The organism is Limnospira sp. PMC 1279.21 (assembly GCF_032349615.1).
GTDB classification, from domain to species: domain Bacteria; phylum Cyanobacteriota; class Cyanobacteriia; order Cyanobacteriales; family Microcoleaceae; genus Limnospira; species Limnospira fusiformis.
Genome location: NZ_JARPLU010000068.1, coordinates 1 through 25,461, shown reverse-complemented (window position 1 = coordinate 25,461; position 25,461 = coordinate 1). Strand labels below are relative to the sequence as shown.

The following is a 25,461-nucleotide window of genomic DNA, read 5'->3' as shown; positions in this document are numbered from 1 at the left end:
ATCTTAGGGATAGAAAATCGTCAACTCCGCTTTTTTAGTCCTGATGGTGTTTTAGTCCCGACTCCGGAAGAATCAGCTACGGAAGCTCAACAGCAGTTAGAAGTTGAACGACAACAGAAAGACAAACTAGCTGCTAAATTGCGAGAGTTGGGGATTGACCCTGAACAGTTGTAAATAATGCGGGTTAAATCATTGACAGACATTAGAAACACTTAAATCTATGACGGCTTTCAAACCCTCATAAAATAGGATTTAACCCCGCCAAAATCTCCTTTAATAAGCTGTTCTTCGTCAATATAGAAATAGAAATAATCAGAACAATCAAAAGGATGATTAAATTCTAATAATAATTGTCCTTTGGCATTATGTAAAACTTCTGGTACATAGGAATGAAACTCTGGAAATCCTGCCATTTTAGCGTTAATACCAACTTGATTTTCTGGCTGATAATCTAAAAACCATTCGTCAAATTTATCGCCAATGTCTGTCAATTTATCGGGAATACTATTGTAGCAATAATCCCAAAATATATCCTCTCCTACAGAAAAATCGATTGTATAAATATGGTGATACCATTCATCCCTGTAACGCTTATCTAGGGTGAAGCTAAAATCTGTGACCAGGGTGCTTTCATCTTGAGAAATTTCTGGGAAATAGATAATCCGGTGTGGTTCTGGACCCAGTACACACATGGGGACACTGAGACTAGAATAGAACTGTAATAGACCCTGAGATGGCAATTTAAACCCGGGGAGAGAAGGAACCTCCGCACAGTTAATCTGGAGTAAAAACATCATCATTTCCCCAGTTTGACGATCGCAAGGATACTCCATTCCCTTGGGTAAATAGGGCAACCCTCCGACCTTAGTTTCCCACAACTTCAGGGGATCATTGCTGAGGTCTTTGGCTAAAAAACCCTGTTTATTAAAAGCCAGATTAATATAGGGTTGCACATTACTAACCAGGAAAGAACGCAGAGATTCAAACTCCGGGGGTAAATCTTCTAACAAGCGAGGTGTTACCATAAATAAAACTGCGACGGCGCACAGTCTTAAAGAACTTGATACTGTTTTAGCATAGTTTGGCGAAAGTTGCTAGGTCAAAGACAAATCATATCTTAACTGCTATTTATAATAACACTAATTGTGACTATATTGTTGATTGGTTCCATGTCGGCTTTGTCTCTATAAAATCGATATCGCATATTTAATCCAATCTTCTGCACTATTATTTTCTGATAAATTAGGATGAGATGTAATAGCTTTTAAGGCTTGCATAACTTCGGAAGTGGTATAACCTAAAGCCAACAGAGATATTTCTACTTCCTCTTGGATTTCTGCACTTAAATTAGATGTGGAAACTGTAGGAAGTCCTGCTTGTTTTCGCCACTCTGATAACTTGGTTTTTAATTCTAGGGTAATCCGTTCGGCTGTTTTTTTTCCCACTCCCGGAGTTTTAGTTAAAATCCCGGTATTTCCGCCCACAATTGCTTGGACTAAATCCGGTAATGCGAGGGTATCTAAAAGGGCGATCGCCAATTGCATACCAATACCACTAACACTCACTAATTGACGAAATAGATCTCGTTCCGCCATACTGCTAAACCCATACAAAACCATCAGATCATCCCGGATATGTAGATGAGTAAATACCTGTAAATTTTCGCCTATTTTAGCATCTAAATTCTGCATCCTGGGTAAAATTTGCAACTCATAACCAACTCCATTAACATCAAGCCATAAAAAGACTCTATTTCCCGTCTTTTTATAAATACCAGCTACAGTGCCATTTAAATAACCAATCATAGTCTATTTTTCCTCAAATTATCATAAATTAACCCCGGCTAACGAATAAACTCACTCTGGTTGAGATAGCTATTCACGGTTTGACTGTAATTTGCTACGATCGCCAACATACAAAATAGCATTAAGGCAATAGTTTTGAGTACAAATCGCTTTTGGTCTTGGCTACCTCAACTGTCACGACAAGTGTGGATTTTAGCAGTTGGTCGTCTACTGTCCCAAACGGGAACAGGATTTACCCTATTTTACGCGCCAATTTTCTTTGTTAATCAGGTAGGTTTATCCTCAACCGCCGTAGGAATAGCGCTAGGAAGCGCCCAAATTTCCGGGGTAATTGGGAGAGTCTTCGGGGGGTCTTGTTGTGACTCTCCTCGCTTCGGTCGGCGCTGGACATTATTGGTATCGGCGATAATTTCTGCCCTCTCATCTTTTGTCCTAGCATTTACCACCAATTTTATGATGTTAATTCTAGGGAATTTATTGTTAGGATTAGGTATCGGACTTTACTGGCCAGCCACAGAAACCATAGTAGCTGATTTAACCACGGGAAAGACCCGCAACGAAGCCTATGCTATCACTCGTTTGGGGGATAATATCGGCTTACAGGTCGGCATTATCATGGGTGGGGTAGTGATTGCCACAACGGGGGCTTATCGACTGTTATTTGTGCTAGATGGATTGTCTTTCCTCATCTTTTTTATAGTGATTTATCTAGCGATAGCGGAAACTTACCAATCCCCTATTATATCAACAGATACCGAATCCGCTGCATCTTCTAATAGTTGGATGGTGGCTTTAAGCGATCGCACCCTATTAATTTATGCAGCAGTCAATATTTTATTTACCTTCTATATGTCGCAAATTCATAGCACCATTCCCCTATATCTTAACAACTTTGTGAAAGCCGAATTTTCCAGCATCACCATTAGCGCCCTGTTTGCCGGACACACAGCGATCGCCATCTTACTTTTACTCCCCATGTCCCGCATTCTTAATCCTCTCAGTCGCCCCCATGCCCTAATTGTATCAGCTATACTATGGGGCATAGGATTTTTAATTACGGGGTTAATGGGAATAGTAAAAACCGGAACTTTAACCTTAGCTATTCTGGGATTAGGAATTTTAGCGATCGCTACAGTTACTTATAGCCCCGCCGCCTCGTCCTTAGCGGCTAATCTGGCCCCGGACTCCCTGCGAGGAATTTATTTAGCTATTAATTCTCAATGTTGGGCGATCGGTTATTTAATCGGCCCCCCTCTTGGGGGATTAGCCCTTGATCAAACCCAGGAAATTATTAGCCAATTTTGGTTAGGATTAGCCCTAAGTGTCTTGATAGCGATCGCCATTTTACAGCATCTGCATAAAACCATGAAGCATCTCAACCACTAATCCCTATATATCAATTCTTCAGCTTGAAACTGATGGTTAGTATCTAAACACCAGTTGAGTAAGTCAGTAGCCTGACCCCCGATCACAGAAACAATAATATAGGAGTATTCCGACCAGGCGCAAACCCGATCAAATTCTGAAGGAATCGCAGTATGATCGGGGTGCGAATGATATATACCAATAATCGAAAGATGGCGATCGCGTCCCTCCTTTTGCGCTTTCATTAACGCTTCTGGGGCGATCGTAAAACGTTCTTGGCGAGTGGTTATATTGGGGTTATTGTCTAACCCTTGGAATACCTCAGCAGTGACTGGACTCCAAGCATTTTCCATCGACCAAACTTCCATAATCATTTTGCGATCGCCTGAGTCTTGCCGCCCCATGAGCAAACCACAACACTCCTGGGGATAACTTTGTTCTGCATGATTCCGAATTTTAGCAACTTGTTCAGAGGTGATAATTAACATAATTTTGGCATCAATTAACCATCTACTTACCTAGGGTAGCCATCGGGGGTTAAATCCCAAAAACGGCAATTCTTCCGGTTTCCATTGAGAAGCATTAGCATCTGTTGAACTATCCGTTACTAAAGGCAATAACCACAGGCGACTCGTGGTAATAGTATCTCCCCCATCAGTACGAGGTCGGTTTTCTATCTCTTCATCCATAATTCTAGTTATAGTTTGATCAAACAGTAAAGCCAGACCATCGGGAGATAAACTCAGATTAATTTGTTGCTGATTCGGCAAAATTACCAGCGGGAAAATCTCCTCAGTTTTTAAGTCGATCGCCACAATATAAGGCTGTTCTGTGTATTCCTCGTTATCCTCAATTAGCTCAGTAATTAGAGCATAAATAATTGTCTGGCTAGGGTCAAAATCGATACTCAGAATATTGCCAAACTCAGCAGTTCTATATAATTCCCGTTCATTACCTACCGTATCCACCACAAATAGCGATCGGGTTCCATCGGAATTAAACTTGAGCAGCGCCGCCGCCGACCCATCGGCAGCAAACCCCAAAACCTGACCAAACTTAGGTAAATATTCCAGCACCTCAGCATTGGGTTCTAAGGGTAAAATAGTCGTCAGATCCGGCCCTTGGGAAATCAGCAAAGATTTGCTATCAGGTGCAATCATAAAATTTCCCCCCTGAGTTTCTAAAGGTCTCGGAGAACGTCCCTGCCGAATCACCCAAGGACTAGCATCAACCGGATTTCTTTTGTTGACCCGCTGCACAACAATCACCTTACCATCACGAGACAAATCAAATCGGAGGTTACTGTAATATTTGTTATCTAAAATTGTTTCTAATTGACCACGATGTTGAGGCGCTGAAGAACCTTGACCTACAGATTCAGGGTTAATACCAGTCATCACAGTATACAATTGTGGGTCAAACTGTCCACTACTACGATCGCCCCTTTCTATAGCTAAAAACAAAATGCGATCGCCCCTCGGATAAGGTTCAAACTGTATTACCGTTAAATTTTCAGGAGTTAAAGCCACAGGTGTCGGGTCTTGAGACAAATTCACCAGCATCAGTCTCCCTTCCTGGTCTCCTTCCACCCCAATATATACAAAAGCGCGATCGCGACTACGAAAATAGCCCGTAAACGGTTCAATTAACTGACCTTCCTGATTCTCATATAATTGATCCGTTACCCCTTGTAACTGCACACTGAACGGCGTACCATAGGGAACCGGATCTAGCAAAGTATAAGCCATGCGCTTTCCCGCCCAACTGATTTTTCCCGGTAAAGGCGGGTCAATGCGGAGATTTCTCTCTACCCCCTCCCGGTCCATCGGACGGTTAAATGTCAACAGAAACGCCCTATCTTCCGCCCCTACCAGCCTATTCGCCCAACTGAACTCTCGCACACGAGGAATAGTGCGATCGCCACTCAAAACCACCCCCAAAATTAACACACCCAAAACTAACATCAAAGTGATCGCCGCTCGATCCAACGGTTGACTTTTTTCCGCCAAATTCCTCAATTTAGATGGAAAGCTGGTCATAGTTCCTCTATATGTATGCTTATGATCCTGTCCTACATTAGCACAACTACCAAAATTCAGTTATCACTGATAGACAATTTCACAGGTTTAGCCATTTCTGCCATCTTAATTAATTCATGAATTTGGGTGTCTTTATTAACCGGAATACGAGAAATTCGGAACGGATTTTTTAACTGAGTTGGTCGGGAGACTCGATTATCATAAAGATACCCAGTTAAATGATAGCCTCTCAGATATCTTTCTAATTGAGTAGATAACGCACCAAAAGGATAAGCAATATGAGCAGCCACTAATTGATTACGATCTAAATCTTCGGTACATTTCCGTAATTGAGATTTCCCCCATTCCAACTCAATCCGTAAATTATTAGCATCTAGTTTAGTCAGATTTTGATGAGAATAGCCGTGAGACTGAATATCATAATATCCCTTGGCAAAACCATATCGTAAATCCTCACAACTTAGATGAGGAATATAGGGAGGCATATTAACCCCCATATAAGCAGGATTAACAAATAAAACCACCTTCACTTTTTCACGATAAATATATTCCAAGTCTTTTAAGATTGGCAGTACATGATCATGAACCCCAGCATAACCATCATCAAAGGTAATCATCACTGGCTTGCGGTTTTCATACTCAGCCGGTATAGGTTGAGACTTTTGGATAAAATAAACAAATAAATCCTGGCTAGACAGAAACCAATAATCATTAACTACTAGGTAATTCAAAAAACTATAAAGCTGGCGTTTTTCGTAATCTGTACTAACTAGGGGACGCTGAAATTTAACTAAGTCTTCCCGGCTATCAATAATATCATGAAATCCAAAGATAGGAACTCTCACCCATGGAGATTTACTAGCACCAGAAACACTTATACTTAATAAACTTAACAGTAATAGCCATATACTCCGTATAGATAGCCTTTTAGCAATTATTAATATCTCCAAAAACCTGTTAATATTAGTCATTGATTCTCCACCATTATACCTGCCTCTCCCCAACCCTCTTTCAGAGATAGTTACATTATCCATTATCCACCCATCCTCTCATTTTACCAGGATTGAGTAAACCTAGAGGATCATATTTTCGTTTAAAGTTTAATTGTTGTAGATCAACCTTCTTCATTCCCCCATCTTCCAAAATGTAGGTATGGGGATTAAAAATAATTGCCCCTCGGTCTTCATGATATTGGATAATTTCATTTAACCTAGCTTCATTCGTAAATCGGACAATTGGTAACCCGGCTGGGTGTAAATTTCCCCCAGTACGCAGAAACTCCAAATGCTGAATCACCTCATCCCCAAAATAATCATAACATTCCTGAATCAATTTTAATTCTGGGTCGGCTGGAAATAGGGTTTGTAAATAGGTTAAAGATGGGTCTATACTGCGAGCGTGTAAAGTCGTATGATTCCAGGTAAACTCAATGATAGTTGTACCCTTTACGGTTTCCTGGGTGGATTTTTGATAGCAGATTTTACCCTGAAAATTTTTAATCAATTCTTGTAAAGGTTCGAGGCTAGTTTCAGCTACCATTAACAGTGCCGCCTGTTCACCAGATGGGATCATCTCACGAAAAGGAATAAAATAGGATGGAATTGGGGCGGCGCAAATAGAAACTAATTTTTTGATCATACCATCGGACTGACTTAAAGCCTGACCGAATTTCGCAGCATTCATAAACTCGTTAAAGGTGACAATTAACTCCACCCATGGATATACAGGTGCTAGAGGTATTTCTAATTGGGTAATAATGCCATTAGTACCATAGGCATGATTAATATTTTGCACGGCATCTCCCCTGAGTTCAATTATCCGAGGTTCCGCTTCTAAGGTGACAACACGGACGGCGTGAAGGTTGCCATTATCCCGTAATTGTCCATAAGTAATCGAACCAATACCACCACTACCACCACCAATAAAACCCCCAATAGTCGCTGTCCGATAGGTAGAGGGAAACATCCGCAGTTCCCAACCAATTTCGCGAGTTTTTTTGTCTAATGCTGCTAGTTTAACCCCCGGTTCTACACAGGCACAACCTGGCTTAATCCAGACTATATTATTCATTTTAGACATATCTAAAATTACCCCACCTTTCAGGGGTACACACTGCCCATAGTTCCCGGTTCCGGCTCCCCTAACCGTTAGGGGTATCTGATAGTCAACGCAGAGTTTAGCTACTTTTAAAACTTCCGATTCCGAACGGGGAAGCACTACAATATCACCCGTTTTGTCTTGTAAAAGCGGTTTTAAGATGGGGCTAAAGTGGTAGTAGTCTTGGGATAGTTTGGCTACCTGAGAGCGATCGCTTATCGTTTCAATCTCTCCTAACATGGCACAAAAATCATCCCAGTTGTGCTGGTCACTTGCTCGTGTCATTTGCTTTTACCTTGAATTTCAATTCACCGCACATCCCCGCCAATTACCAGCTCTCTCTCCCAAAAACCAAGTTTTTATTCATTGCTGATTTGCGGATATTGTGCTATACTATATTGTAGCATATACTGGTTAAATGTAATTTTCATTAAAATCCCCAATGTCTGAGGAACGGGTTTACTGGCTGGCATGGTCAAAAATTCATGGTATCGGCCCCATCACCCTTCAAAGATTACAGGAAAGGTTCGGAAGTCTGGCCACCGCTTGGCAGGCATCCCCCATGGAATTAGGTTCTGTAGAAGGGTTCGGAAGACAGAGTTTAGAAAAAGTGATCACTGAGCGATCGCAAATTAACCCCCAGCAACTATTGCAAAATCATCTGATTAAAAACCCTAACTTTTGGACTCCCGCCGACCCAAATTATCCTCGGCTTTTATCAGAAATACCCTCCCCACCACCAGTGCTTTATTACCGAGGAATAATCAACCCCGAAGAAAATCAAGGCCATGTCCCCACCATTGGCATTGTAGGAACCCGCTACCCCACAGAATATGGACGACGCTGGACTCGCAAAATTAGCAGCACCCTAGCACATCATGGCTTTACTATTGTATCAGGAATGGCAGCAGGTATCGACACAGAAGCTCATCGCAGTTGTTTAGAAGCAGGAGGACGTACCCTAGCCGTTTTAGGCACGGGAGTTGATATTGCTTATCCCAAAGAAAATCGCCCCCTTTGTGAGCAGGTATTACAACAGGGATTATTAATTAGTGAATTTCCCAGTGGCACTAAACCCAACGCTACCAATTTTCCCCGACGTAACCGCATTATTGCTGGGCTAAGTCTGGCAGTATTTGTCATGGAAGCACCTCAACGTTCAGGAGCCTTAATTACTGCCCGTATTGCCAATGAATTTGTCCGAGATGTTTATGTTTTACCAGGTCGTTTAGATGATGAGAAATCCCACGGTTGTCTAAAGTTAATTGATGGCGGTGCTGGCGTGATTCCCGTGGACATTGAACAACTCCTAGAACAACTTGGCGCTATCCCTCAATTAGACACACCTACCCAGCTTTCTATTCTGGAACAGACCCAACCCCGACCAGAATCTCCTAATTTAGACCCAGATTTAGCTAAAATATTAAATGCGATCGCCTCCCAACCCACACCATTTGATTTAATTGTTGAACAGTCGGGAATGGATGCCGCAACTGTCTCCAGCCAATTATTACAATTAGAATTATTGGAGTTAGTTACCCAGCTTCCCGGAATGCGATATCAGAGAGCATAATCAATCCCTACTTTCCCCCTTAAGAAACTACTACAAAAACATCAACTTTTACTATTACCACCATCCTAACTCAACATCAAAGGAGTAAAATTAACCAGATATTTGTGAGTTTCATAATTGGTGAATGACCAACTTTCCGGGGTGATTTCTAACGAGAAAATTTCCTGATCACTTAACTCATTGGTCGGCAGAACTACCGCAAAACCAAACTGTGTATTTTCCTTAATATGAAAGTGTTTCATAACGTCTCTTCTGAGATGTGAAACTTCTATATATCCCAGAAACTTAGAGTTAGCAAAAACCTTGAGTTTTTTAATCTGTGAAAAGTCTAAATTTGCCGCCCATCCTTTCAACAATAAATGTTGTTTATCTATCATCTTTATTTCATCTAAATATAGTCTAAACTTCTGTTTATTTTCGGGTAATCCCAACTGCTCAGTAGCCTTACCTACATAGCCATTGGAGGATGTTAAAGGAGTAAAATTAACCAGATATTTGTGAGTTTCATAATTGGTGAATGACCAACTTTCCGGGGTGATTTCTAACGAGAAAATTTCCTGATCACTTAACTCATTGGTCGGCAGAACTACCGCAAAACCAAACTGTGTATTTTCCTTAATATGAAAGTGTTTCATAACGTCTCTTCTGAGATGTGAAACTTCTATATATCCCAGAAACTTAGAGTTAGCAAAAACCTTGAGTTTTTTAATCTGTGAAAAGTCTAAATTTGCCGCCCATCCTTTCAACAATAAATGTTGTTTATCTATCATCTTTATTTCATCTAAATATAGTCTAAACTTCTGTTTATTTTCGGGTAATCCCAACTGCTCAGTAGCCTTACCTACATAGACATGAGAGTATTTTCTGGGAGCAGAATTAATTAACGCACAGGTCAAATTAATTACGGCTGAGGGAGCTATTTTTAAAATTTCGCTGAAGTTTTCGTTGGTATAGCGTTTAGATTTACCTTGAGAGTGGGTTAAAATAAATAATAATCTATCTACACCAATATTCTGAGCAATCTCGTTAGCTTTTGCTATCTCTTCGTCCGAATCGTTATGGTCAAACAGGATATATTTCCAAATCACATGGGGATGATTATTTGCATTCTTATTAGCAACGGCATCCTTCATAAAACGGATGCACTTTTCCCAATCACCTCCCCTTCGATAGATTTCATATTTTTCCTGGGACGCTCCATCACAAGAAACAATAATTTGATGGAGGGTTTCTTCTCCAACAGATAGATTAAAGTTGTTATTACCGTTGGTAGTTAACGTCTGCTGGGTATTGGGAAAAAACTCAGATACAATTTTCACAAATTGAGAAAACTCAGGGTGGTTCAGAGGTTCTCCCTGTCCGCAATATTCAACCCAATCTATATTATAGTTATCTTCTGCACAAGATACAATCAAAGTTTGGAACTGCTTCTTGTCTAAAAAAAGTTGACCTCGCCGTTGCCTAACCTGTTTAATTCGACTACAACCCCAACAACTTAAAGAACAAGAAAGAGATGTTTCCACTTGAATTTTGTTTAAATGAAATTTGCGTATACGATTTTCAAAACTTTGCTCGGGGTGAAAAAAAGCACAGTTTTGACAGATACCATCATGGGGTACTAATTTCAATAAAAGTCGGGTTTCAATATTATTCAATGTTGGAGATTTGACTATCTGACCTATGGTCGGAGAATCATTTAAATTAGCAAGTATAACTTGCTCACCATAGTCATCATCGCAGGGAATGTCTCCATTAGATTTGACGTAAAGCGTACTCAGGATTTCACAGTACATAATTCCATACTCCATAAGAGGGTTGAAAAAGAAGAAAACCCATTTTAAATTGAAGCTAATTAAGTTTTTTCTGTTGCTTTTAACCCATTCAGTACCATAATGGGCAGTTATCAGAGATCCGAATCCAGCAACTGATTACACTACTGCTACAACTAATACTCGCTACTTAGCGCGAATCTTCTGATAATTATATACTATGTTCAGGGTGGTTTTGTCAAGTCTACCAATGGGTGCCGTTAGGTTGGTCTTGTGATGAACAAGAGCAACCCATCAATTCCTTGAAGAGAGCCGAAACAACAGTTAACTTAATAATTATAAATTTATGTCACCTTAACATTATTTAGCCAACCTTTCCCGGAGGATAAACTCAGCAATCTGTAAATCTACAGGAGTAGTAACTTTCAGATTAGTTTCCTCCCCCTCCACCACCTGAACCGGAAGACCACAACGTTCAAACAGCGCCGCATCATCAGTAACGTCCCAACCCAGATGACGGCCTTTTTCGTGACATTCCCTCAGTAGTGGAACTTCAAAACCTTGGGGAGTTTGGGCGGCCCATAATTGACGGCGATCGGGAGTATCCTGGATAAAATTATTACCATCCACTATTTTGATGGTATCCTTGACTGGAATAGCGGCAATCAAACCAGATACCGATTCCAGAGCCTTCGTACAGCGATCGAATAAATCGGGGGTCGCTAAACATCTCGCGCCGTCGTGGATTAAAACCCGGTCGGCTTCAGGGGGAAGAGCTTGTAAGCCGTTATAAACCGACTCCTGACGGGTTTCTCCCCCAATAATGAACTTTATGGGTAGATTCAGGGAAACCTCGTCTACGATCGCCTTAAAATCCGGGAAATCAGCAGTTTGTCCGATAATACCAATCCAAATAATCGATTTAGATGCCCCGGCACTAGCTAGAGTCCAACCAAGTAGGGATCTGTCCAATAATTTCAGTAGCAATTTGTTACAGCTTGCCCCCATACGCCGTCCACTTCCGGCGGCGGGAATTAGTAAATACATGATTACCTAAGTCTTTTGTTTTTGGTGATAGTATTATAGAGCGTCACTGAGAATAGGCAAACCATTCGATGCTCATCTCGCGCCCTCTTTAATTATTCTTCTAAAACCAATTTCCATCCCTTTCAGCCATGGCATACAGGCTGTGGCGCTGCCCAAAAATTATTCCCCCCTACTTCACCCACTCAGGTTAACCCCCGCCCAGTAAACCTGAGATATTTTTCTATGGTTTTCCGAACTGTCTTCATTTAGAATTAAGCTGATAAGTAGATTAACTCTATTAATTAAAATGAAAATACTAGCCCTTGTCCCAGGTGGGATTGGCGACCAAATTCTGTTTTTCCCTACCCTAGACGATTTAAAGCAAGCCTATCCCCATGCCCAAATTTCCGTAGTGACCGAACCTAGGGCCCAAACTGCTTACCGCGTCTGTAAGTCAGTATCCAAAGTTATCCCCTATGATTTTAAAGGGCGCAATAGTCTCGCCGACTGGGGTAATTTGATTGGCATTGTCCGTGACCGAGAATATGATGTAGTGATCTCCCTCGGACAACGATGGACTGTAGGGCTGTTGCTGTGGCTGACGGGAATACCTAACCGCGTCGGTTATGCAGGGAGTAGCGGAGAAATCTTTCTCACCGATGCTGTCCCCCTCAAAACTGAACAGTATGCAGCCCAGATGTACCATGATTTATTGCAGGGCCTAGACATTATCACCCCCTTTAGCGGATTACAGATTAATGTCCCTAAGTCGGACTTGGCTTGGGCTGATAGGGAACAGGAAAGCCTCGGAGTTAAGGAAAGTGGCTATATCCTTATTCATGGCGGGTCTAGTCAGATGGCTATTAATAAGGGCATTGATAAAATTTACCCGGTTGAAAGCTGGCAGAAGATTATTGAGGATATCCAACAGCGACAGCCTAACCTACCTGTGGTTTTGGTCGAAGGACCTGAAGATCAAGCCCTGATTACTCAAATAACCCAGCGTTGTCCTCAAGTTAAGTTGACACAACCAGAGGATATTGGTAAACTCGCGGCGATGATCGCTGCTGCTAATCTTATGGTTTGTACCGATAGCGCCCCCATGCACTTGGCGATCGCCGTTGGTACTTATACCATTGCTTTATTTGGTCCTACTGATCCTCATAAATTACTCCCCCCCAGCGAAAGGGCGATCGCTGTCAAATCTCCCACCGGAAAAATGGCTGATATCTCCCCTGATGAAGTCTTAAAGCGGATTTGGGGAAATTAGGTTTTTTTGTGGACCAACTCGACACGCTGAGGCTTCTGGCTTTCAGTGTGTCAGATTTGAGGCGATCGCCAACAATTCATCAACCCCATTTACAGTTACAATTTTAGTCTGCAAAGTCGCCTCTACTTCCGCCACAGTCAAATCATCCAAAAAGCGAGTATCCCCAGTTTTCAACATTAAAGACGGAAGCAAAACCCCATCACCCAAATCTCGTCCTTGGAGTCCCGCGATTAAATCCTGACCCGTCAACAACCCCGTTACAGTTATTTCCTGTCCCCAATAATCACTAGCCAAAGCCACCATTTCCACCCTTAACCCTTCCACCCCATTCAACCGGGCGACAATAGGCTTAAACGCCAATTCTACAGCATTCCCCACCACCCAAGTCCAGCGCCGAGGACTAGCCACACCATTCCCAGTTTCCCATTTCACCCTCTCAAAAGCCGTCTCAAATTCCCTTAAAAACTTACGAATAGACCCCACCCCATTACCAATTTGCGGATAGTCCTCATAATCAGACTCTGGTGGTAACTCCTCACGGGCGATTAAAAACCATTCATCCGCCAACCACACACAAGTTGACCCCAATTCTTGCTTGAATTTATCCTGGAGGTTTTGCACTTGCTTAATCACCTCCCTCGCCTTTTCCTGGCTTACCGAAATCAGTTGATCTTCCGGGGGTCGAAAACGAGTTAACCCCACCGGAACCACCGCCACCGAAGCCACCGCCGGAATATCTCCCCGGTGAAATTCCGCTAAATCTAGTAAAGTTTTTTCTAGGTGAACACCATCATTTATCCCCGGACAAACCACCACTTGAGCATGAATTTGTAAACGGTGCTTTTGAAACCATTTTAACTGCTCTAAAATCTGACCTGCTCGCTGATTTTTCAGCAGCAAACTTCTCACTTCTGGCTCGGTGGCATGGACGGAAACATACAGAGGCGAAATTCTCATCTGAGCAATTCTATCCCACTCAGATTGAGGTAAATTAGTTAAGGTTAGATAAGAACCATAGAGAAAACTCAGGCGATAATCATCATCTTTTAAGTAAAGAGAACCTCTTTTTCCAGGCGGTTGCTGGTCTATAAAGCAAAAAGGACAGCGGTTATTGCACTGAATTAAACCATCAAATAGGGCGGTTTCAAACTCTAAACCTAGGCTCTCGTCATAGTCTTTTTCTAGCTCAATATGATGGGTTTTTCCCTGACTGTCAATCACTTCAATTTCCAGAAACTCATCCGCACACAGGAATTGATAATCGATTAAATCGCGGGGACGAGTTCCATTAATGGACACGATCGCATCTCCGGGTTCAAAACCCACATCAGCCCCAATGGAGTCCGGTAACACCTCAGTAATTAGCGCCGGACGGATAGAAGATACACTCATACTGCCATCTCAACCTCACAGATAATACCCTACCACAATCAATTATCCATTAATTCCCTGGTGAGGTAGGACGGGTTGGTTTCTTAATCTTCTGGCCCGCCTGGGAGGAACTAGCGGAACTTCCCCCGATCGCGATCGCCCTCTCCCTATTCTATATTAAATATTCTCCAAAGCGCCGCCTACCACTGCCGTTAAAATCGCCACACCAAAAGCTAGTCTATACCACACAAACAGCCATGTACTACTGGTTTGCAGATAACGGATTAACCAGGCGATAGATAGGTAGGAAAATATGGTTGACGAAATTAAACCCACTACTAACGCCGCTGTACTAATGTCGTCTATTCCAGCCTCTAAGAAGTCTTTTAATTCTACCAACCCTGCTAGGGTAATCGCCGGAATTCCTAATAAAAACGAAAATCGGGCGGCGGTTCCCCTTTCTAGTCCCATAAATAACCCGGCGGTTATGGTGGAACCTGACCGGGATACACCCGGTATCAGCGCTAAGGTTTGCGCCAAACCCATCAGTACCCCGTCCTTAGCATTCAGATGGTCAAAGTCTCGCTTTCGGCTTCCTAGTTTTTCCGCGATCGCCAATAGGCTGGCCATCACAATCGAAGCGATCGCGATCGCCACTGTACTCCGCAGAGGTGAACTATCGTAATCGGGTATAAATAATTTAATCAGTAACCCAAAAAACACAATCGGTAGAGTTCCCAAACCAATCCCCAAAGCCATACGAAAATCTACCGACTGGTAATCCGATTTAGCGATCGCATCTATCGCCCCCAATACTACCTTTTTCAGATCAGACCAGAAAAACGAGAAAATCGCCGCCATGCTCCCCAATTGAATAATAGCCGTAAATGCTACCCCAGGATCTCCCCATCCTAGTGCCATCGGAACTATTTTTAAATGGGCGCTGCTACTAATCGGGATAAATTCCGTTAGTCCCTGGACTATCCCTAAAATAATCGCCTGGAATAACGTCATCTGCGATTCTACTTCAATTTCTCCCATTCCTGGCGTGACTAAATCTGCCATATAGACCGGAAGACTCTGGAAATCCATGATTGTGGGGAATTGTCTCATTAACTCTAGATCTGAAATTTACACTTCTACGCACTGGACCAATTTAACATCCTCTCGTCAATTAACAGAGTTTTGTTAAGTTTTGTAACAAATATTAAGAAATGTTAAAAAATTTGCGGATTGGGGAAATGGGATATCTTTTTGAGGTCACTTGTGTTACTATATTAATAATGGGATTTATGCCTTTTTTTTATTTTTGCTAATATCCAATTATTTAACAATATGTCAATATAATACCCCAAATCGTCCCCCCTGTCAACCCCCCTTTATCTTTTTTTTATAATTGACCAAAAAATCAACTATTGATTTTTGTGTAGAATTTATGCCCCTGGGGGGGATAAATATTTGTGATATCATCAATTAATATGAACTTCAGTAACAAATCTTAAAGAAGCCTTGTTTAGCAATATTCTTCTGGCCTACATTCTGACATCAACTCAACCGCTGTGGGTACAGCAGTGGTCTTGGGCAACATTTGTCAAAAAAGCCCAACAGAGTCAAAGGTGGTTACCATTTACGATCGCCGTATTTTTAGTATCAGTCCCAGTATTTTTCCAAGCGCCCCTAGTGAGAATCTGGCCAATGTTGAGCCTAATCATGACCGGGGGATGGTTAGGGGTAAGTTTATATTTACTGAGAACCAAAGAAACGGAATTATGGGGAGATTTGCTATTTGGATTTAGCTGGACTTGGTTAACCGGGTCGATATATTGGGGTTGGCTGAGGTGGGAACCCCTGCTACATTTACCGGTAGAATCGATAGGAGTTCCCTTTGCGGTGTGGTGTCTGTGGCGGGGATGGGGTAAAGTAGGCAATTGGTTTTACCTAGGGTCTCTATTCGGAACCGCCGTTACGGACGGATACTTTTATATAGCAGGTTTAATCCCCAGTTGGCGACAATTAATGCAGGTCGATCCATCAATGGCCATGCCTATATTCCAAAATGCGATCGCCCTAGCAGGAACCCCGTGGGGAATTAGCTGGGCGGTAGTATTAGCCATGACCCTATTCGGAGTAGGAGTATTTCCCCTCCAGTCCCCAGAACCCCAGTGGTGGGTATTTGGCGGCGCAGTTTTAAGCACCATTTTAGTGGATAGCCTATTTTTAGTAGCCGCCTGCTTTGCTTAAATAGGCAAGTCAAGCCTAGTATCCACTGGCTCGGAGATATTGAAGAATACCTTGAGCGATCGCCTGAGCCATGCGAGTTCTTTGTGCTGGGTCAGCCAACAAACGAGCATCATTAGCATTAGTGAGAAACCCCACCTCCACCAAAGCCGAAGGCATAGTCGTATTTCTGAGGACATAAAACCGAGCCTGCTTCACACCCCGATTGTGCAGTGAGAAATTAGCCAGGATGCTGTTTTGAATGTACTGAGCCAAGCTATAGCCAGTTTGATGGTAGAAAGTTTCCACACCCGTAGCACCAGCGCGATAAGCCGCATTGGCATGGATACTCACAAAAGCCACAGCCCCAACACGGTTAGCTAATGACACTCGCGGTTCCAGGTCAATAGTGCGATCGTCAGTGCGGGTCATCACCACATTAACCCCATTCTGCTCCAAAATCTGCTGAACTTGCAGGGAAATAGAAATAACAACATCCTTTTCTCGAATACCACCAACTCCCACCGCTCCTGGGTCACTGCCGCCATGTCCAGGGTCAATAACCACAGATACCCTAGCATTAGGATTTCTACCCACAGGAGGCTGAGGAGATGGACGATTAGGCGGCGGAAAAGGTAGTGGGAGGGACGAAGGTGGTCGATTTTGAGCCGGAGGCGGAAAAGGATTCGGATTATTTATAGGTGGTTGTGTTACCGGGGCTGGAGTTCTGGGGGGAGGAGCGCCAGACGCTAAATGCACACCCATAGGAATAGCCAATTCTTGAGGACTATTTTGGCTAACCTGTCCTACCTGCACCCTGGTAGCTGGTTGAAATAACACCGTAAAAGTATCTGGGTCTTCCTGACGCAACCGAGACCAAATAATCGGTCCTCCCACTTCTCTTTGGGGAAGTCGCACCCCGTCAGCTAATCTAGCCGAGAAAAACGTAATACCATAAGCTCCCGTTTCTGCATCCCAACCGTGAGTATAGTTGAGAGGACCATTACCCCTCACCGCGAAATAGGATTGATTTTGAAGGGTAATCGACTCAATGGTAACTATACTCGAACTTGCCTGCACAGCCGGGGGAACTCCGCCTTGGGGCCAAATTGATACCCCTCCCGCTACTGCTCTGGCTTCCCAATTTTGATTAGTATTAGGGGTACTGAATGTCACCCGCACCACTGGGGGGGTTGTGGAAAGTTGGGTAACTTGACTTATGGCCACGCCTTCCCGGTTGACTGCTCTCCCCCTTGTGGTCGCACCCCTCAAACTCGCGCCGAAAATATCTAAGGTCATCCAAGTGCCGTCTTGAGAGCGTTTCAACTCAATCTGTGGCATTTGACCTGTGGTCTTTAAGACAATGCCGTTATCGCGCATTTCGATTTGTTCAACAAATGTTTGCGGCTGGTTAGGAATTGAACGGTTAGGGTTGGCTTGAGCGGTCTGTTGAAATTGTTGTTGGACTGGCTGCTGAAATTGCTGTTGGACTGGTTCAGTAGCGCTAACCACAGTAGCTTGAGCCGGAAGTGCAGCCGGGGGTGATGATGAGCCAATAGCTTGGGGTTGTGGTAGTTGTACCATCCACTCACTGGCAGAAATCCCTCGAAACTGCACCATTTGCGGGTTTAGGGTATAACCTTCTACCAGTTCTACAATAATTCTGGCATTTTGATTATCGGCTTGTTCCCAACGAATTTCACGAATATTTCCCCCTGGTGATGAACGCTGACCGGACACAGAACCTAAACTTGTCCCTGGTAGTTCAATTACCAGACGGGTCGGGTTCGAGAGCAATTTCGCGGTAGGCTGTACTCCTTCATCTGTAGTAAATGACAGACGATTTTGGGAACTTTCAAATTCCCAAGACCGAACTTCGGCAGCTTCGGCACCTGATGCCATCAGCAAGACACTTACTAAACTGGGGAGTAACCAGCGTTGGAGTAGATTGGATCCAATTCTTAACACGGTAAACAAGTGGAGGAGGTAGTTGAGCTTTTATGGAACACCTGACATTCTAGCTAATCGGGTTACGCTTAACCTGAAAATAGCCCAATGTCTGGTAGCAGGCTAGAGCATGATAACATACAAAGGTTTTGGGTCAACCATAGTGACGGTATCATTGTCGATGTTTAAATATTGCCATAACCATTATTATTTAACGACAGTGGCGATCGCTATTCAGAAAGGTTTGACCCTCATTCCCCCATTATTCTCTGAAATCCCCTAATACTATGAATCTAAATGTTGGTGATCTCGCTCCAGATTTTACTCTCTCCGACCAGGACGGAAATTTGATTACCCTCAGTCAATTTCGCGGTCAAACTGTGGTTATCTATTTTTACCCCCGTGATCACACTCCTGGCTGTACTAAGGAAGCCTGCGGTTTTCGCGATGTCTATGCAGATTATCAAAGTAACAATATCATTGTTCTCGGAATTAGCACCGATGACCCTAAATCTCATACCAAGTTTATCAACAAATACCATCTGCCTTTTCCTCTGCTCTGTGACCCGGATGGTAAAGTTGCCACCCTCTATGATAGTTATGGCTTAAAAAAATTCATGGGTCGAGAGTTTATGGGTATTTATCGCCAAACTTTCATCATTAACCCAGATGGCTATATTCACAAAATTTATCCCAAGGTTAAGCCAGAAGGTCATGCTATCACTATTCTTCAAGATTTATCTGGGGAAGGTTAGAAAATATGTTAGAATTGGTGAAGGGCTGGATGCGTTTTGTTTATACGGTTTTGGGCATTATTTTTCGCCATCCTGTTACCGGAGTTAGCATCGTTCCTCTATTGCCAGATGGCAAAATTATCTTGGTTCGCCGCCAGGATAATGGCAAATGGGCTTTACCTGGAGGTATGATAGATTGGGGTGAAGATATCCTCACCACTGTTAAGCGAGAACTGGCTGAGGAAACAGGTTTAGAACTGGTTAAACTTGGGCGTTTGGTAGGAGTTTATTCGGGCGCTCATCGTGACCCTAGACTCCATTCTATTTGTATTCTTGTGTCGGCAGAAGTTACCGGAAATATGCACATTCAAGACACCTTAGAAATTGCGGAAGTTCGTGGCTTTGACTTGACACAAATACCAATGGATAACCTTAGTCATGATTATCAACAACAAATCCAAGACTACTTGCAAGGTCGCACAGCGATCGCTTAATTTTACGACCATGAACACTGTTAATTACACGGCTATATCTTATTAATAATCGGTGGAGATTTTACCAATATATAATCCTCATTAACCCCCCCTAACAGCCTCAAATTTGGGGGATTTAAGCCTCTGGGATACCTGCCAATTATGCCAATTATATGCCAGGTAAAAGCTATCAACCGTATTTTTTTAGGTCTAATGCTGATAATATATACTATAATGACATCATCTCGCTTCTGGCTATTCCCATCTATGATCTGCGATCCCGGGATATGACTAACCATCGCGAGAATAGTCAACTCATCATACTGCATCTCATTATATGGCTATGTTTGAACGTTCTTTTCCCTATGCTGAGTCCCAGGAAACACCGTTATTGTCCCAACCATTGCGCCATTCCCGCGTGAGACTTTCCCAGGGACAAGTATTCTGGCGTGAAGTTGGCGCGGGTCCTGATGTAGTTTATCTACATGGGTCATGGCAAGATAGTAGTCAGTGGCTGCCGATTATAGAAGAACTATCCTCAGACTATCATTGTTATACTCCCGATCGCCTTGGTTGTGGTGAGTCGGAATCCCCCAATATCCACTATTCTATCACGATGGCGGTGGAAAACTTAGCGGAATATATTGAGTGGCTGAAATTAGATCAGGTTCACTTAGTCGGACATTCTCTGGGGGGATGGATAGCAGCCAGTTACGCAATTCGCTATCAGCATAAAGTCAAAGGTCTAGTCTTAATTTCCCCAGAGGGGGTAGCAGTGAATGGAATCGAAAAACAATGGTGGTGGATGCGGTGGTTATGTGGAAATCCTCCCCTTTTAGCAACTTGGCTAAAACTGGTACATCCATTTACCCGTTTATTGGGGAAAGGGGATGCGATCGCCGATTGGTTAAAAGCGCGAGAAGTGATGATGCGATCGCCTATTTCCTGCCAGTTTTTGTTTAATCGCCGTCTGGCTGAAATCCGAGGGGAATTACTTAATGAGCAGCTAAACTCATTAACCATACCCGTATTAATTTTACAAGGAAATCGTGATCAACCGATGACTCAAGCCATGGCGGAAACCTTGAACTCCATCCTACCTAATTCTAGCCTAAATTCTATGGTTGCTGGCGGCGAAAACCTCCCCCAAGAGTTTCCCGCCGTAGTCAGTGAATATATCCGTCAGTTTCTACAAACTCACCCGATTTAAACTGGGAAGATTTCTATCTCTGACCATAGCTGACATTCCCCAAAAAATAGCTTCAGGGGTATCTACAATCAAAGCAGCTATTTTTGGGTATTGACTGTTAAGGTAGGTCATGAGAGGAATGCGATCGCCTCCTGTAATGCTAATTTTACTGTGGGGGAACTCCTGACACCAAGCAGTTATAAACTCCCGCAGACCAGCTATCATGCTGTGGATAATACCACTGGCGATCGCTTCTGATGTATTCACACCCCACCTTTGAGGTAAACTCTCAGGAAAAGCCACTTGTGGGAGGGTGGCTGTACGATTAGATAAGGAAGAAAACTGTAATCCTAAACCGGGTAATATTGCGCCGCCTATTAATTGGCGGTTTTGATTTACTCCGGTTAAAGTTAATGCCGTCCCTGCATCAATAACTAATATGGGAAAACCCAACTGATTCCCCGCACCTAAAACAGCTAAACCCCTATCTATTCCGAAAGTTGGATATAATCCCCCTAATGGTAACAACTCTAGGGTGATAATTTCAGCTTGGGGGTAGTTTTGCCATAATTGCATTTGTTCAGGCACTACAGAGGCTATAAATAGGGGTACAGGGGATATTTGATGAAGCCAAGACCATCCCATTTCTAAGGGAGATTGATTAAGGTGTTGAGTGTCCCAGGTTTCCACTAAAGTATCAGCCTGAAATTTCCCCCAGTGTAGTCGGGAATTACCAATCATTAATCCTAGCCAGTTTGGGGGATGCGATCGCAATTTCATCATGGGATTACATAGATAATATAGGATGAGATGATTATAATTAATCAGGGGTCATTCAATGGCTGGCGGCTATCTGGGGGATGAAAAAGCTAAATTATCATTAAGAATTTCGTGAATGGTGGCTAGGGGGTAGTAAAATCCATTAGCAGTTAAGATTAACTCCCCCTAATTCCTAAGCTAATGAGTTACTGTCTGAACCCCCTGTGTTTAAATCCAGTAAATCCTCTGGGAAGCCAAGTCTGTTCAAGCTGTGGCTCATTATTGTTATTGAAACAACGTTATAGAGGCTTAAAAAGTCTGGGGGGTGGTGGTATGAGTCGGACATTTTTAGGGGTTGATGAAGACCGCCTGCAAACCCCCTGTATTATTAAACAATTTTCTCCACAACAGCAGAATGTCGCCCAAATTCAGAAAGCCACGGAACTATTTTATCAAGAAGGGAAGCGACTACAGGAGTTAGAAAATCATCCGCAAATCCCCCATTTATTTGCCTGTTTTGAAGCCAACAGCAGACTCTATTTAATACAGGAGTATATAGAAGGAGATAACCTCCTAGACGAACTAGAATTGGGGGAACCTTTAGAGGAGGGTAAATTGCGGGAACTGCTCTTAGATTTACTACCCGTAATCCAATTTATCCATGACCATCAAGTTATTCATAGAGATATCAAACCAGAAAACATTATTAGGAGACATTTAGACAGTAAATTAGTATTAGTAGATTTTGGAGTCGCCAAACACGAGATAGATATTTTACATCCCAGAACCGGAACCATGACCGGAACGATAGGATATGCTCCCTTAGAGCAAATTCGCGGCGGGAAAGCCTATGCAGCCAGTGATTTATATAGTTTAGGGGTAACTTGTATTCACCTATTAACAGGAGAAAATCCCCAGAGTTTATTTGACCCATATAAGGGAGAATTTATTTGGGAATCGCACCTAGAGAAAAGCGATCGCCATATTAGTCATCAACTGAAGCATATTATCAATAAAATGCTGGCGGATAAAGTACAAGATCGTTATCAATCAGCCGCCGCCGTGTTAGCGGATATACAGCCACCAGTGAGTCTAAAACTCCCGGCTTCCAGCCTACAGATTATGGTAGCAGTTCACATAGCAACTCATCAATCAATTTGGGGAATGCCGCCGCCTGTCCCCTGTGTGTTTCCGTCACTATTATCGACATCACGCGCCAATTTTAGCGGACAGATAAACCCAGAGATATCGGGGACAAATTGGGAATGTCAAACCATCATGAAAGGTCACAAAGCGCCAGTAAATGCGATCGCCATTAGTCCGAATCGATATATATTAATTAGTGGTAGCGCCGACCAAAGTATCCGACTATGGAACCTGAATACAGGTCAATTAATCCAGCGTTTTTGTGGTCATGTAGCCGCCATAAATGCGATCGCCATTAGTCCCAATGGTCGTCGTTTAGTTAGTGGTAGTTTTGACCGCACCCTACTAGGTTGGAACCTGAATACAGGGACCATGACCGATAGATTTTTCAGTCATTCAGGTTCCCCCTATAGTCACCGTTGCGGACCAATTCACGCCGTCGCCTACAGTCCTGACGGTCACATAATTGCCAGTTGTAGCGGTAATGCTACCATCAAATTATGGAATCAACGCAACGGGGAACTTCTCTATCGTCTGTGTGAACATTCCGGGGAAGTTTTTTGTGTCACCTTTGCATTTTCCCCAGCCAATAATTCCCGTAATCACGAAGGTTTATTTAATCATCCCCAGTCCAGTATATTCGCCAGTGGTGGTGCGGACGGACAAATCAAAATCTGGCAATTTGGGAAACTCCACAGCCTGCAAACTTTGACCGGACATTCAGGGGGAGTCCTGTCGTTAGCATTCAGTCCTAACCAGACAATTCTCGCCAGTAGTAGTGAAGATGGCACAATTAAACTCTGGGATTTTCAACAAGGAATTATACTAAGTACACAGACTGTAGACCCAGCCATAATATCTTCAATAGCAATTAGTCCTGACGGTAAATTTATGGCAGGTGGTAGCAATGATGGCAAAATTAGACTCTGGAAAATTGAGATGCAGGGACTATCACAGCAGCCACTCTCAGAGATTTCTGGATACAGTCCTATTACTTTTGGCATAGATAGTCATACCTTAATTTGTCGGGGAGAAAATCATCAACTGTTAGTTTGGCGCTGTCGGGAAGATTAACTCTAAGGAGGTAGATCTAAACTCTAGCTGAGGGTAGATGTCATCACCTCAATAACTAGCTATAGTTAAAGTGTTATTCGCAATCAAATCATTTTTAATTATGGCAACTAGCACTGAAACTAGAAAAGCCTACAAAGGTAAGGTTAAAGCACAAATCGAGAAACTCAATGCTGAACTAGATGAAATGAAAGCTAAAGGCAAACAAGCCAAAGCAGATGCTGCTATTCAGTATCACGAGAAAATTGAGGAACTACAAGCCAAGCGAGATGATGCCAACCAGAAGCTACAAGAGTTACAAGATGCTGGTGGAGAAGCCTGGGAAGAAATCAGAAGTGGCTTTGAAAAGGCTTGGAGTGATGTAGAAAGTGCCTTTCAAAAAGCCTCTGAGAAATTCAACAGCTAGAGATTAGTCATTTTAGTGATTAACTGAAGCCAGGGACAACACCATTAATCAGGTTAATCATATCCTGATCTAGTGTGTCCCTTTAGCTAATTAAAGTAGCTCAATGCGACAATGACCTTCGCCAACATGACCTAATTCAGTCACAGAAAATACGAGGGTATTATATTCTTCCTCAGTCAAAAGCTGTTGAAGTTCTTGGCTGGTAACATTAAGAGTATCTCCCTCAGCGATATTAGCAAAAGGCTGGAAACCAATAGCCTCATCATTGGGAGATTGGTCAATGGGACGGTCAGAACGACCAAAAAAGTGGTCAAAGTGAAAAGTTGTTTCTAATTTAGCTACCCCATTAGCTTCTAAAAACCCTTTACGTTCATCTCCGACATACTCACCGCAAAAATGAGCTACAGGTTTATTTAAAGCGATCGTAAAATTGATAGTGCGACCATCTCTTTCCGCTGTACCATCTAAAACCAGCGTAGACCCCGCAAATTCTCCCTCTGTAGCCGTCACCATTTCCCAGGAAAGAGCATTGTAATGTCCTGGAGGTGCTATGGCTGTGGTCACTGTGGGAGTGTCTTCTGTTCCACCAACTAAATCTACAGTGGTCGGTGAGTTGAGAAGCTCAACAAGCGTGATATAATCCGGCTGAGAGTCAGTATCTGGATCAAAAGGCGATTGTGCTTGGTAGGCTCTGATATTATTAAAAGTGGCATGAGCATGATTAAAATTAAGTTCCCAACCATCTTTACTAACGAACCCTTCTCGCATTCTATCTTCTGCATCTGCAATTAGGGTTAAGGTTCCCCCTTCCTGACCATTAGTTACAATTTCATTAGCAGTCTCAGTAGCAGTCTCAGTTTCTGGCGCGCACCCCACTAACGCCATAGGTGCTAACAAAATTAAGCCAGTAAGCCAGAGTAATTGTTTCATTGATATTTGATTCAGATTATCCATTGACAGCATATTGGGATTATCTTGGTTTCTCCCAATATTTGCAATCCCCCGGAGGGGGAATAATTTAGCCCATGTCACCATTTAATTACACTTGAGGGTTTTTAAAAACGGGTTCAGCCAGTATAAACCGCGCATTTTTTTGGGGGGGGTTGCCATCTGCGAACTGGATTTTTGAGTCTAATTAAACCGGATATTTGCCACTTTTTACCAGCAGGAAATATCCGATATAGCAGTTCCCGGAGTGATGAGG

General features: G+C 42.9%; 22 protein-coding genes and 1 pseudogene. 10 read left to right on the top strand and 13 right to left on the bottom strand.

What is annotated here, in order from left to right:
* A pseudogene (locus P5683_RS12180) lies at positions 1–174 on the top strand (Uma2 family endonuclease); the annotation flags it as partial.
* A gap of 56 nt (positions 175–230) precedes the next feature.
* Here the strand turns inward: P5683_RS12180 and P5683_RS12175 are convergent.
* Both P5683_RS12175 and ruvA read right to left on the bottom strand, forming a co-directional pair.
* Positions 231–1,025, bottom strand: a complete 795-nt coding sequence (locus tag P5683_RS12175) for a DUF1963 domain-containing protein (protein WP_006668801.1) — start codon at positions 1,023–1,025, stop codon at positions 231–233.
* Positions 1,026–1,184: 159 nt separating this feature from the next.
* On the bottom strand, positions 1,185–1,805 hold the full coding sequence (ruvA, locus tag P5683_RS12170; RefSeq protein WP_006625125.1) for a Holliday junction branch migration protein RuvA: 621 nt from the start codon (positions 1,803–1,805) through the stop codon (positions 1,185–1,187).
* Positions 1,806–1,940: 135 nt separating this feature from the next.
* Here ruvA and P5683_RS12165 point away from each other — a divergent pair, with 135 nt between their 5' ends.
* On the top strand, positions 1,941–3,191 hold the full coding sequence (locus P5683_RS12165; RefSeq protein ID WP_006625126.1) for an MFS transporter: 1,251 nt from the start codon (positions 1,941–1,943) through the stop codon (positions 3,189–3,191).
* On the opposite strand, the gene P5683_RS12160 is transcribed toward P5683_RS12165, so the two are convergent.
* From P5683_RS12160 to P5683_RS12145, 4 genes are read right to left on the bottom strand one after another with little or no spacing between them, the layout of a single operon-like run.
* Entirely contained in the window at positions 3,188–3,658 is a 471-nt protein-coding gene (locus P5683_RS12160; RefSeq protein ID WP_315639951.1) for a M67 family metallopeptidase, read from the bottom strand. The genes P5683_RS12165 and P5683_RS12160 overlap by 4 nt on opposite strands.
* 30 nt (positions 3,659–3,688) lie before the next feature.
* Complete coding sequence (locus P5683_RS12155; RefSeq protein ID WP_187757894.1) at positions 3,689–5,209, bottom strand: hypothetical protein; 1,521 nt, start codon at positions 5,207–5,209, stop codon at positions 3,689–3,691.
* 56 nt (positions 5,210–5,265) lie between these two features.
* Positions 5,266–6,180 (bottom strand): polysaccharide deacetylase family protein, encoded by a 915-nt coding sequence (locus P5683_RS12150; RefSeq protein ID WP_046319471.1) that lies wholly within the window; start codon positions 6,178–6,180, stop codon positions 5,266–5,268.
* 55 nt (positions 6,181–6,235) lie between these two features.
* Positions 6,236–7,591, bottom strand: a complete 1,356-nt coding sequence (locus P5683_RS12145) for an FAD-binding oxidoreductase (RefSeq protein ID WP_006625130.1) — start codon at positions 7,589–7,591, stop codon at positions 6,236–6,238.
* A gap of 157 nt (positions 7,592–7,748) precedes the next feature.
* Between P5683_RS12145 and dprA the strand changes: the two genes are divergently transcribed.
* On the top strand, positions 7,749–8,879 hold the full coding sequence (dprA, locus tag P5683_RS12140) for a DNA-processing protein DprA (RefSeq protein WP_187757896.1): 1,131 nt from the start codon (positions 7,749–7,751) through the stop codon (positions 8,877–8,879).
* A 65-nt stretch (positions 8,880–8,944) separates the two neighbouring features.
* Here dprA and P5683_RS12135 read toward each other — a convergent pair whose 3' ends face one another.
* The gene (locus tag P5683_RS12135) at positions 8,945–10,687 is read right to left on the bottom strand and encodes a 4Fe-4S cluster-binding domain-containing protein (protein WP_315669449.1); all 1,743 of its coding nucleotides are present in this window, start codon (positions 10,685–10,687) and stop codon (positions 8,945–8,947) included.
* A gap of 321 nt (positions 10,688–11,008) precedes the next feature.
* Positions 11,009–11,695 (bottom strand): 2-C-methyl-D-erythritol 4-phosphate cytidylyltransferase, encoded by a 687-nt coding sequence (gene ispD, locus P5683_RS12130; RefSeq protein ID WP_008051499.1) that lies wholly within the window; start codon positions 11,693–11,695, stop codon positions 11,009–11,011.
* 286 nt (positions 11,696–11,981) lie between these two features.
* On the opposite strand from ispD, the gene P5683_RS12125 reads away from it, so the two are divergent.
* Positions 11,982–12,944, top strand: a complete 963-nt coding sequence (locus P5683_RS12125) for a glycosyltransferase family 9 protein (protein WP_006625133.1) — start codon at positions 11,982–11,984, stop codon at positions 12,942–12,944.
* 42 nt (positions 12,945–12,986) lie between these two features.
* Here the strand turns inward: P5683_RS12125 and P5683_RS12120 are convergent, their stop codons facing one another.
* Positions 12,987–14,336 (bottom strand): TIGR03279 family radical SAM protein, encoded by a 1,350-nt coding sequence (locus tag P5683_RS12120; protein WP_006668805.1) that lies wholly within the window; start codon positions 14,334–14,336, stop codon positions 12,987–12,989.
* A 156-nt stretch (positions 14,337–14,492) separates the two neighbouring features.
* Positions 14,493–15,407 carry an undecaprenyl-diphosphate phosphatase gene (locus P5683_RS12115; protein WP_006668806.1) on the bottom strand — a complete coding sequence of 305 codons (915 nt, stop codon included), beginning with the start codon at positions 15,405–15,407 and terminating at the stop codon, positions 14,493–14,495.
* Between the two features lie 417 nt (positions 15,408–15,824).
* Here P5683_RS12115 and P5683_RS12110 point away from each other — a divergent pair, with 417 nt between their 5' ends.
* Positions 15,825–16,556 (top strand): DUF3120 domain-containing protein, encoded by a 732-nt coding sequence (locus P5683_RS12110; protein ID WP_006625136.1) that lies wholly within the window; start codon positions 15,825–15,827, stop codon positions 16,554–16,556.
* Between the two features lie 15 nt (positions 16,557–16,571).
* On the opposite strand, the gene P5683_RS12105 is transcribed toward P5683_RS12110, so the two are convergent.
* The gene (locus P5683_RS12105; protein ID WP_006668808.1) at positions 16,572–18,500 is read right to left on the bottom strand and encodes an N-acetylmuramoyl-L-alanine amidase; all 1,929 of its coding nucleotides are present in this window, start codon (positions 18,498–18,500) and stop codon (positions 16,572–16,574) included.
* Between the two features lie 266 nt (positions 18,501–18,766).
* Between P5683_RS12105 and bcp the strand changes: the two genes are divergently transcribed.
* The 3 genes from bcp to P5683_RS12090 all read left to right on the top strand — a co-directional run bounded on the left by bcp (position 18,767) and on the right by P5683_RS12090 (position 20,896).
* Positions 18,767–19,234, top strand: a complete 468-nt coding sequence (bcp, locus tag P5683_RS12100) for a thioredoxin-dependent thiol peroxidase (RefSeq protein WP_006625139.1) — start codon at positions 18,767–18,769, stop codon at positions 19,232–19,234.
* A 5-nt stretch (positions 19,235–19,239) separates the two neighbouring features.
* The gene (locus tag P5683_RS12095) at positions 19,240–19,707 is read left to right on the top strand and encodes an NUDIX hydrolase (RefSeq protein ID WP_006625140.1); all 468 of its coding nucleotides are present in this window, start codon (positions 19,240–19,242) and stop codon (positions 19,705–19,707) included.
* Between the two features lie 322 nt (positions 19,708–20,029).
* On the top strand, positions 20,030–20,896 hold the full coding sequence (locus P5683_RS12090) for an alpha/beta fold hydrolase (RefSeq protein ID WP_235677491.1): 867 nt from the start codon (positions 20,030–20,032) through the stop codon (positions 20,894–20,896).
* Here P5683_RS12090 and P5683_RS12085 read toward each other — a convergent pair.
* Positions 20,876–21,658, bottom strand: a complete 783-nt coding sequence (locus P5683_RS12085; RefSeq protein ID WP_006668811.1) for a pantothenate kinase — start codon at positions 21,656–21,658, stop codon at positions 20,876–20,878. The genes P5683_RS12090 and P5683_RS12085 overlap by 21 nt on opposite strands.
* 177 nt (positions 21,659–21,835) lie before the next feature.
* On the opposite strand from P5683_RS12085, the gene P5683_RS12080 reads away from it, so the two are divergent.
* Together P5683_RS12080 and P5683_RS12075 are read left to right on the top strand one after the other, a co-directional pair.
* Positions 21,836–23,854 (top strand): serine/threonine-protein kinase, encoded by a 2,019-nt coding sequence (locus tag P5683_RS12080; RefSeq protein ID WP_315639959.1) that lies wholly within the window; start codon positions 21,836–21,838, stop codon positions 23,852–23,854.
* A gap of 100 nt (positions 23,855–23,954) precedes the next feature.
* Entirely contained in the window at positions 23,955–24,257 is a 303-nt protein-coding gene (locus P5683_RS12075; protein WP_046319431.1) for a hypothetical protein, read from the top strand.
* A gap of 90 nt (positions 24,258–24,347) precedes the next feature.
* Here P5683_RS12075 and P5683_RS12070 read toward each other — a convergent pair whose 3' ends face one another.
* A complete protein-coding gene (locus P5683_RS12070) occupies positions 24,348–25,187 on the bottom strand; it encodes a hypothetical protein (RefSeq protein WP_008051476.1) in 840 nt (279 codons plus the stop codon).
* Positions 25,188–25,461 lie beyond the last annotated feature (274 nt).

Bases quoted from the DNA above. Each gene is read 5' to 3' on its own strand.
- P5683_RS12085 (WP_006668811.1), bottom strand. From the start codon at position 21,658: ATGATGAAATTGCGATCGCATCCCCCAAACTGGCTAGGATTAATGATT.
- P5683_RS12175 (WP_006668801.1), bottom strand. From the start codon at position 1,025: ATGGTAACACCTCGCTTGTTAGAAGATTTACCCCCGGAGTTTGAATCT.
- P5683_RS12075 (WP_046319431.1), top strand. From the start codon at position 23,955: ATGGCAACTAGCACTGAAACTAGAAAAGCCTACAAAGGTAAGGTTAAA.
- P5683_RS12155 (WP_187757894.1), bottom strand. From the start codon at position 5,209: ATGACCAGCTTTCCATCTAAATTGAGGAATTTGGCGGAAAAAAGTCAA.
- P5683_RS12125 (WP_006625133.1), top strand. From the start codon at position 11,982: ATGAAAATACTAGCCCTTGTCCCAGGTGGGATTGGCGACCAAATTCTG.
- P5683_RS12090 (WP_235677491.1), top strand. From the start codon at position 20,030: ATGTTTGAACGTTCTTTTCCCTATGCTGAGTCCCAGGAAACACCGTTA.
- P5683_RS12145 (WP_006625130.1), bottom strand. From the start codon at position 7,591: ATGACACGAGCAAGTGACCAGCACAACTGGGATGATTTTTGTGCCATG.
- bcp (WP_006625139.1), top strand. From the start codon at position 18,767: ATGAATCTAAATGTTGGTGATCTCGCTCCAGATTTTACTCTCTCCGAC.
- dprA (WP_187757896.1), top strand. From the start codon at position 7,749: ATGTCTGAGGAACGGGTTTACTGGCTGGCATGGTCAAAAATTCATGGT.
- ruvA (WP_006625125.1), bottom strand. From the start codon at position 1,805: ATGATTGGTTATTTAAATGGCACTGTAGCTGGTATTTATAAAAAGACG.
- P5683_RS12135 (WP_315669449.1), bottom strand. From the start codon at position 10,687: ATGGAGTATGGAATTATGTACTGTGAAATCCTGAGTACGCTTTACGTC.
- P5683_RS12070 (WP_008051476.1), bottom strand. From the start codon at position 25,187: ATGAAACAATTACTCTGGCTTACTGGCTTAATTTTGTTAGCACCTATG.
- P5683_RS12160 (WP_315639951.1), bottom strand. From the start codon at position 3,658: ATGTTAATTATCACCTCTGAACAAGTTGCTAAAATTCGGAATCATGCA.
- P5683_RS12120 (WP_006668805.1), bottom strand. From the start codon at position 14,336: ATGAGTGTATCTTCTATCCGTCCGGCGCTAATTACTGAGGTGTTACCG.
- P5683_RS12080 (WP_315639959.1), top strand. From the start codon at position 21,836: ATGAGTTACTGTCTGAACCCCCTGTGTTTAAATCCAGTAAATCCTCTG.
- P5683_RS12150 (WP_046319471.1), bottom strand. From the start codon at position 6,180: ATGACTAATATTAACAGGTTTTTGGAGATATTAATAATTGCTAAAAGG.
- P5683_RS12095 (WP_006625140.1), top strand. From the start codon at position 19,240: ATGTTAGAATTGGTGAAGGGCTGGATGCGTTTTGTTTATACGGTTTTG.
- P5683_RS12115 (WP_006668806.1), bottom strand. From the start codon at position 15,407: ATGGATTTCCAGAGTCTTCCGGTCTATATGGCAGATTTAGTCACGCCA.
- ispD (WP_008051499.1), bottom strand. From the start codon at position 11,695: ATGTATTTACTAATTCCCGCCGCCGGAAGTGGACGGCGTATGGGGGCA.